7 protein-coding genes are annotated in these 8,359 nt (G+C 57.7%); 2 read left to right on the top strand and 5 right to left on the bottom strand.

What is annotated here, in order from left to right; all coding sequences use genetic code 11:
• A partial coding sequence (locus tag ACEN2J_RS20160; RefSeq protein WP_442108470.1) for an OmpA family protein occupies positions 1-1,562 on the top strand: 1,562 nt, incomplete at its 5' end.
• Positions 1,563-1,694: 132 nt separating this feature from the next.
• On the opposite strand, the gene ACEN2J_RS20155 is transcribed toward ACEN2J_RS20160, so the two are convergent.
• The 5 genes from ACEN2J_RS20155 to ACEN2J_RS20135 form a co-directional block, all read right to left on the bottom strand.
• Positions 1,695-2,708 (bottom strand): endonuclease/exonuclease/phosphatase family protein, encoded by a 1,014-nt coding sequence (locus ACEN2J_RS20155; RefSeq protein WP_442108468.1) that lies wholly within the window; start codon positions 2,706-2,708, stop codon positions 1,695-1,697.
• The gene (locus tag ACEN2J_RS20150) at positions 2,705-3,748 is read right to left on the bottom strand and encodes an ABC transporter ATP-binding protein (RefSeq protein ID WP_442108466.1); all 1,044 of its coding nucleotides are present in this window, start codon (positions 3,746-3,748) and stop codon (positions 2,705-2,707) included. Before ACEN2J_RS20150 ends, ACEN2J_RS20155 begins: the two co-directional genes overlap by 4 nt.
• Before the next feature lie 11 nt (positions 3,749-3,759).
• Entirely contained in the window at positions 3,760-4,620 is an 861-nt protein-coding gene (locus ACEN2J_RS20145) for an ABC transporter permease subunit (RefSeq protein ID WP_442108464.1), read from the bottom strand.
• Positions 4,621-4,629: 9 nt separating this feature from the next.
• Positions 4,630-5,511, bottom strand: coding sequence for an ABC transporter permease subunit (locus tag ACEN2J_RS20140; RefSeq protein WP_442108462.1), 882 nt, complete (start codon positions 5,509-5,511; stop codon positions 4,630-4,632).
• Between the two features lie 62 nt (positions 5,512-5,573).
• Positions 5,574-6,878, bottom strand: a complete 1,305-nt coding sequence (locus ACEN2J_RS20135; protein ID WP_442108460.1) for an extracellular solute-binding protein — start codon at positions 6,876-6,878, stop codon at positions 5,574-5,576.
• A 251-nt stretch (positions 6,879-7,129) separates the two neighbouring features.
• On the opposite strand from ACEN2J_RS20135, the gene ACEN2J_RS20130 reads away from it, so the two are divergent.
• Entirely contained in the window at positions 7,130-8,128 is a 999-nt protein-coding gene (locus ACEN2J_RS20130; protein WP_442108458.1) for a LacI family DNA-binding transcriptional regulator, read from the top strand.
• The last annotated feature ends 231 nt before the right edge of the window (positions 8,129-8,359 follow it).

Genomic DNA, 8,359 nt, shown 5'->3' with positions numbered 1-8,359 from the left:
ATGCGCAAGCCAAAGCTGATGCCGAGGCCACCGCTGCCGCCGCAGCAGATGCGCAAGCCAAAGCTGATGCCGAAGCCACCGCTGCTGCCGCAGCAGATGCGCAAGCCAAAGCTGATGCCGAGGCCACCGCTGCCGCCGCAGCAGATGCGCAAGCCAAAGCTGATGCCGAAGCCGCTGCCACTGCCGCTGCCGAAGCAGACGTGCAAGCCAAAGCTGACGCTGAAGCCACCGCTGCTGCCGAGGCAGATGCGCAAGCCAAGGCTGGTGCCGCAGCTACCTCTGACTCCGGTAAGAAGGCCAAAGCCGAAGGCGCAACAAAAACCGATGCGGCCATTGCAGATCCTAACGCCGGTTTGAAAACCGCCGATGACGTCACCGACCCCGCAGCCCCGCCCGTTGAAGCGCCTGTTGTGTCGGATGCGGAAATGCAGGCCTTGTCAAACCTGTTGTCAGGCGAGGCCGCGGCAAATGATGCGGAAACCGTGACCGCGCAACCGATGGCCGCTACGGATGCAGGGCCTCGGCCTGCCGATGCGGCGCCTTCGGCAGATGCCGTAACGGCGACCACTGAAACCGTAACGGATGAGACAAGCCGCAGTGCCACCCAAGAATTTTCGGCAGCGCCACAGGTTGTTTCACCGGGCAAAAAGAACCGTTTGTCCGATTTGGAAAAAGCAGGGCTGATCGGGCTTGGTGCCTTGGTTGTTGGCGCTATAATCTCGCAAGGCAATCGCACGTCAGATGCTGATCAACCCCAGCAACAGGTTATTTCCAATACCGGCGATAGGGTTGTCGTACAAAGGCCCGATGGAAACTATCAAGTCTATAAAGACGATGATGCCCTGCTGCGCCGTCCGGGCAATACTCTGCGCACGGAAACCTACAAAGACGGGTCTACCCTGACCACGGTTGATCGCGAGGATGGCACGCAGATTGTGACCATTCGTAACGCAACCGGCCGCGTTTTGCGCCGCGCCCATTACGATAACCAAGGCTTCGAGACGGTGTTGTTCAACGATCTAGAGCCAGAGCGCGAAATCATCGTATCGACCTTGCCCAAACCCCGCGACCGGTCTTTTGCGATTTCGACCCAAGACGGTGATGCGGTGATGAAAGCAGCACTTGCCCGCAGCCAGATCGAAAAGATCGGCCGCACGTTTAGCTTGCGTCAGGTCCGCGACATACCGCAGGTGCGCCATCTGGCGGCGATAATTGACGTCGATACGATCACTTTTGCATCGGGCTCGGCGGCGCTGTCTACGACCGAGGTGAATGCCCTGTCCGATTTAGGCTCGGTCATGCAGTCTCTTCTGGATGCCAATAAAAACGAGGTTTTCTTGATCGAAGGCCATACCGATGCGACAGGCGCGGGGGCTATGAACCTCGCCCTGTCGGATCGCCGCGCAGAAACGGTAGCGCTGGCCTTGACCGAATATTTTGATATTCCACCCGAAAATATGGTCGTGCAAGGCTATGGCGAAACCGAGTTGTTGATTGACACGCAGGCCGATGAAAAACGCAACCGCCGCGTTGGCGTGCGCATTATCACGCCACTGCTGTAATCGGCTTTGGGCGGGTCGCTGGGCCCGCCCGAAACCACATCTGCGTCAGCTTCCGCTTCAACCCAAACGTTGGCACTGCAGCCTGACACACCTTAGCCACGTTCGAAACATGGGCGCATTTTTGCGCGGAAATTAACGACTTTCCCTAAGCACCTGGCCTCGGCACCAGATGGCGTCATGGTCCGACAGTGGCCTGTAGTCTGTGCCAAGCGCGGGTATCAGGGCCTTGTCCACAGGGTGCATCCCGCGCATACAGAACCAATCCAGTTTCATCTGCCGTGTCGGATGCGGGGTGATAAGGCTTGGGCGGGTCGTCACACCATCGGGGGTCGGCGACCAGTCATAGCCCTGTGCAATGGCATTTGCGAACAAGCTCTCTGTCCGGTGGTCAAAATCCGGCGGCGCGTGATTGCCAGTATTCAAGTCACCGCCAATCAAAACTGGCAAGCCGGGGGCAAAATCGTCGATAGCAGCCATCAATTTGTCAAACTGCCCCGCACGATGCGCTGCGTCCGCATTGCTTTCAAGATGGGTCGAAACCACACAGATGTCGCCTGCCTCGGTCGGGACCACTGCAAGCAAGCCCATACGTCCGCCGACACGGGGTTGATCGGGATCAGCGTCCAGTTCATCAGATGAAAACCAATGCCCATGATCGTCCAATCGCAGCATCGACAGCCGCGAAAATGGCACCCGGCTTAGGATCGCATTGCCGTGCCAGCCATGGGCGTTGACCGTATCGGTACAAAACGGCCGCTCGGTTGGGCCGCCAAGATCAAGTTCATGAAATTCGACGCCGTAGACATAGGTCATGCCCATTGCTTGGGCCATGGCCTCGGTGGTGTGGCGCTGCGCTGTGCGGGCCATGCCGTGGTCTACCTCTGACAGCAAGACGATATCGGGTGCGAAGGGGGCCAACAACGCTGCACTGTTTTCTGGAAACAGGCAGCGTTCTACATTCCATGCGACAACCGAGATCGAAGCGGGTAAGGTTTCGGCCGACGCGATACCGCCGGTTTGCACCGCGTTCATCGCGGGCAATTCCGCAAGCAAGGCGCGGTGGGCGCGCGCGGTGCGGGGGGCCGTCAGAATGCGGGCGCGCTGGTCGTCCGTTACGTCGGGCAATAGGGGCAAGACCGGTGTCATAGGCGCAGTCCTGTCTCAGTCGCGAAAAAGGACAGTGCGTTTGGTTTCAGGGTGACCCGCACGGTACCCGTTGTGGCCGGAATGTCCTTGTTGACGTGAACGCTGATCGGCTGGCCTGACACCGTGCCATGCAGCAATCGATGCGCACCCAATTCTTCCACAATCGCAACCTCCAGCGACAGGGGGCCAGCCGCATCCAGCAAAATATCTTCGGGGCGCAGGCCGATTGTCACAGGGCCCGAGATGGTGGCGGGCGCTGCGCCCAGTGCCAGATCGCCAATCTGCGCGGTGGCCCCGATCACTTGGCCGTCCAGCAGGTTCATAGGGGGGGCGCCGATGAATGACGCGACAAAGGTGGTCGCTGGCGCGTGGTAAATCTCGACCGGGGTACCGATCTGTTCGATGCGGCCGGCGTTCATAACGATAATGCGATCGGCCATGGTCATCGCCTCGACCTGATCATGGGTCACATAGACCGAGGTGACGCCAAGGCGGCGCTGCAAGGCCTTGATCTCAATGCGCATCTGGTTGCGCAACTTTGCGTCAAGGTTGGACAACGGCTCGTCAAACAGGAACAGCGCTGGATCGCGCACGATGGCGCGGCCCATGGCAACGCGCTGACGCTGGCCCCCCGACAGTTGCGACGGCTTGCGGTCAAGATAGTCGTCAAGGTTCAGCAGTGCCGAGGCCTCGGCAACTTTACGGTCAATCTCGGCCTGCGGGATTTTGCGGTTTTGCAGGCCATAACCGATGTTTTTACGCACTGTCATATGCGGGTAAAGTGCGTAGTTCTGAAACACCATTGCGATGTCGCGGTCGGCCGGATCGATGTTATTGACCAGCCGCTCGCCGATATGCAGATCACCTTCGGTGATCTCTTCCAGCCCTGCGATCATCCGCAGCATCGTGGATTTGCCGCAGCCAGACGGGCCGACAAGGACGACAAACTCGCCATCGCGTATCTGAAAACTGGCTGGGTGAACGGCTTGAAAGCCGCCGTTGTAACGCTTGGCAATGCCGGACAGGGAGACCTGAGCCATGAGATAGTTCCTTATTTGTCGGATTCCGTGAGGCCCTTGACGAACCAGCTTTGGAAGAAAATGACGATCAGCACCGGCGGCAAAATGGCGATCAGGGCCAGCATATTGGCGCGACCGTATTCCGGCAGCGTGGTGCCTTCGAGGCCTTGGCTTACTTGCTTGATACCGCGCACAAGGGTGAACATATCCTCATCCGTGGTGATCATGGTGGGCCAGAGGTATTGGTTCCAGCCATAGACGAACATGATGATGAACATCGCCGCGATCATGGTGCGCGACAGCGGCACGAGGATGTCGATAAAGAATTTCACCGGTCCCGCGCCGTCGATGCGGGCGGCCTCGACCAGCTCTTCGGGGATAGACCGGAAATATTGCCGAAAGAAAAAGGTCGCTGTGGCAGACGCGATCAGCGGCACGATCAGCCCTTGATAGGTGTTCAGCATCCCCAGTTTTTGCACGATCTCATAAGACGGCAGAATGCGTACTTCAAGCGGAAGCAGAAGGGTGGTGAAGATGATCCAGAAGGCGAGTGTGGCAAAGCGCAGGCGGAAATAGACGATGCCATAGGCGGCCATCATGCCCAGCACAATCTTGCCAAGGGCGAACCCCATGCCAAGGATCATTGAATTCCACAGCATCCGCAGGCCGGTATTTGCGCCGGAAAATCCGTCGGCCTTGAGCATGGCTTTGAGGAAGTTGTCGTCAAGCTGATCACCAATCTGCAAGCTGGGACCGATCTTCATGTTGATCAGATCGGGCACCGAGGTCATCTGCAACAACATAAGCACCGGCAAGATCATAAAGGCGGACCCGACGATCAGGATCGCATGATCCAGCACGGTCGAGAGGCGAAGGCGGGGTTTATGGGCCATGTCTAATCCTCAGGTGTAATGGATGCGGCGTTCGACGAGGCGGAACTGCACGACGGTCATCGCCAGCACCAACACCATCAAAATCACCGATTGCGCCGACGATCCGCCCATGTCGTTGCCGCGAAAGCCATCGACATAAACCTTATAGACCAGCGTCATCGGGTTGTTGCCCGGCTCGCCCTTTACCACGGTGTCAATGATGCCAAAGGTGTCAAAAAGGGCGTAGGTGATGTTGGTGATCAGCAGGAAAAAACCGGTCGGCGCCAGCAGCGGAAAGGTCACATCCCAAAACCGGCCCGCAGCAGAGCGGTTGTCGATCAGGGCCGCCTCGCGCACCGATTTGGGGATGGATTGCAGACCTGACAAAAAGAAGATGAAATTGACGGGGATCTGCTTCCAGACCGAGATCAGCACCATCGCAAAGGCGGTGTCAAAGTAATGCACGCCGATTTTTAGATCCCAGCCGAACAGGCCGAAAAAGCGCGTCAGCGGCCCCCAGCTGTGGTTGAACAGGATGATGCCCATCACGCCAGCAACCGGCGGGGCCACGGCATAGACCCACATCAACAGCGTGCGGTAGGTTTTTGCGCCGCGCAGAACTTTGTCGGCTTTCACGGCCAGCAACAGCGCGATGGCAAGCGACAGGAAGGTCACCAGCAGTGTGAAAACCACGGTGAACGTTGCCGCACGCGCGTAGGGCGCAGAGTTCAGCAGTGAGGTGTAATTCTGAAGCCCTACAAAGGTTTCGCTAAAACCAAAGGGGTCTTGCAAGTAGAAGGACGAGGTCAGAGCGTGCCACGCGGGCCAGTAGAAAAAGACAGCAATGATGATGATTTGCGGCATCAACAGCAGGATCGGCAACCAGCGATGGGCAAAAGCGGCGCGTTTCATAGGGCATCCTTCAAAAGGGGGAATGGCCGCGACACCCCGCGGCCATTCCAAGTTGCGTTGGTTTATTTGCCTTGGGTCTGGGCAAACTTTGCCAGCAGATCGTTGGATTCGGCCTCAATGGCGGCAAAGCCATCATCAACCGAGGTTTCGCCGCCAAGGATGCGACCAAATTCACGGTTCATCACGTCACGGATCTGAACATAAAAGCCCATGCGATAGCCTTTGGTGTTTGCACCGGCTGGCAAGGAAAGCTGCTGGATGCCAACTTCGGCAGCAGGCGCTTCGGTGTAGTAGCCATCAGCCTTTGCCATGTCATAGGCGGCAGTGGTGATCGGCACATAACCGGTTTCGCGGTGCCACATATACTGCACTTCTGGCGAGGTCAGATACTGGAAGAACGCGGCGGTTGCCTTGTTTTCGTCGGCCGATTTGCCTGCCATTGCGAACAGTGCCGCGCCGCCGATGAACGTCTGGGTTGGCTCTTTGGTCACCGCGTCCCAGTAAGGCAGGTATGTGGCCGAGAATTTGAAGGGCAGGTCAAGTTTCGACAAGCCACCGAAAGAGCCCGAAGAGCCCATCCAGATCGCGACTTTGCCTTCTTCAAACGGCTTTTGGTTGTCGTTCCAAGCGGCGCCGTAATAGCTGAACCAGCCTTTATCCAGCCATTCTTTGACATGGCTCCAGTGCATCTTCAGCTCGGGGGTGTTCACGAGGATCTTGGTGTCAACGCCGTCGTAACCGTTGTTATTTGTCGCAAACGGCAGGTTGTGGCGCGACATGAAGTTTTCGACCCAGATCCAAGGCGAATGCGATTCTGCCAGCGGGATATAACCAGCAGCAAGCAGCGCAGGCGCGGTCACGGTTTCGAATTCTTCATAGGTTTTCGGCGGGGTCACACCGGCTTTTTCCAGCGCATCGACGTTGTAATACATGACCGGCGAGGAAGAGTTGAACGGCATGCCGATCATCTTGCCTGCGCTGTCAGCGTAAAAGTAACGCACGCCCGAGATGTAGTCGTTGATGTCGAAAGCGACGCCGTTTTCGGTCAGCAGATCCTGCACCGGAACGGTAGCGCCTTTGGCACCGATGACAGTGGCAGCACCAGCGTCAAACACTTGCAGGATGTTCGGTTGCTCGCCCGCGCGGAAGGCGGCGATACCGGCGGTCAGGGCTTCTTCATAGGTGCCCTTGAACGCTGGGGTGATGTGATAGTCGGACTGGCTTGCGTTAAAGTCGGTCGCGATTTTGTTGACGGTTTCACCTAGTGCGCCACCCATGGCATGCCACCAGGTGATTTCGGTTTGCGCCGATGCAACGCTGGCCCAAAGGGACAGGGCGGCGGCCGAGACGATGGAAAGTCGGGTCATTGCGTTTCTCCGGTCATTCGAATGCCCGAAACGGGCAAGCAGCGATAGCCTGCGCCAACCCATCACGGGATCAGCGAAAGCGGATAAAAGCGGGCTCCCTTTGGGGCCCCTACGAAGTCCAGCATCAGGTGCAGAGCGATTGATTCTACGCTTGCATCCTGATGTGCACACGTGTTCACATACCCAAGAAATGTAACGGTCCCATGACCAATGTAATTTTTTACCAAACTTTCAAAATCGGAGTCCGCGCCATGCCTGCCGCACCACGCAAAAAGCGGATCACCGCCAAAGATGTCGCGCAATTGGCAGGGGTGTCGCGCTCGGTCGTATCCAGAGCCTTCACCGATGGCGCCTACATTGATCCGGATAAACGGGCGCTTGTCTTGCAGGCCGCAGACACGCTCGGCTACCGGCCAAACGCGTTGGCAGCAGGTTTGCAGGGGGCGCGGTCGAATTTGGTAGTCATTTTTATGGGCGAAACCGCCAATGAATATGACCGAGAGGTCAGCACAGCCCTTGTTGCGGGGCTGAACAGTGTTGGCAAATGGCCGATCGTTATCGGCGGCAGTGGCGATGCGGCGCGGACAGCTGTTTCAAATGTTCTGCGCTATCCGGTCGAGGCGATGATCATTCGCTCGGGCAGTATGGACGCCGATATCCTAGACGTTTGCGACAAGCTGAGCATTCCGGTGATTTCAAGCGGTCGTGTCCTATTGCGCCCCGGAGTCGACAATATCTGCTGCCGAAACCGAGAGGGCATGGCCAAGGGCGCAAACCTGTTGATCGCAAAAGGGCGGCGGCGCTTTGGCTTTATCGGCGGCCCGATTGGCTACGCGTCCTCAAACGACAGGCGGCAGGGCGTTATGGACGCGTTGCAAAAGGCAGCCCTCACCCTGCAAGCCGAAGCTGCGGGCGTCTTCACCGTGCAAAGCGGGTATGAGGCAGTAGACCGATTGGCCGGATTGCACGACTTGGATGCGCTGATCTGTGCAAACGATGCTATGGCCATTGGCGCGCTCAGCGCCCTTAAGGACAAAGGCCGCGATGTGCCAAGGGACATTTCTGTCATTGGCTTTGACGATATTTCAATGGCAAGCTGGCCTGCATTCGGGCTGACGACGATCCGCAACCCGATCGACACACTTGTAGCTGCGGTCGTCGATCTGCTTGGACGCCGTAGCATGACGCCGGATAAACCGGATGAAACAATCTACCTTGAGACCTCCCTGATCCTCCGGCACAGCCATTAACTTTGCAATTGCACGGCCTGTCGGGAAATTAACATGTGCCGACCACAAGCGGCGTACATAATAAAGCGCGGTTTGCAGGCGCCGCTCCTAATGACCGCTTTCATCACGTCGCATGTGCCCTAAACAGCAGAACATCAACGTAAGCGGTGCAAAGACCTTGCAGTTACCCATAAGTGTCTGGCGGCGACGTTGCGATGCGGGCTCCCTCGACGAGATCGGCTAGGCGTGAGA

This window comes from Pseudorhodobacter sp. W20_MBD10_FR17 (assembly GCF_052119765.1).
GTDB lineage: Bacteria > Pseudomonadota > Alphaproteobacteria > Rhodobacterales > Rhodobacteraceae > Pseudorhodobacter.
Note: the sequence above shows the minus strand (reverse complement) of the source record. Positions and strands in the feature narration are given on the sequence as shown.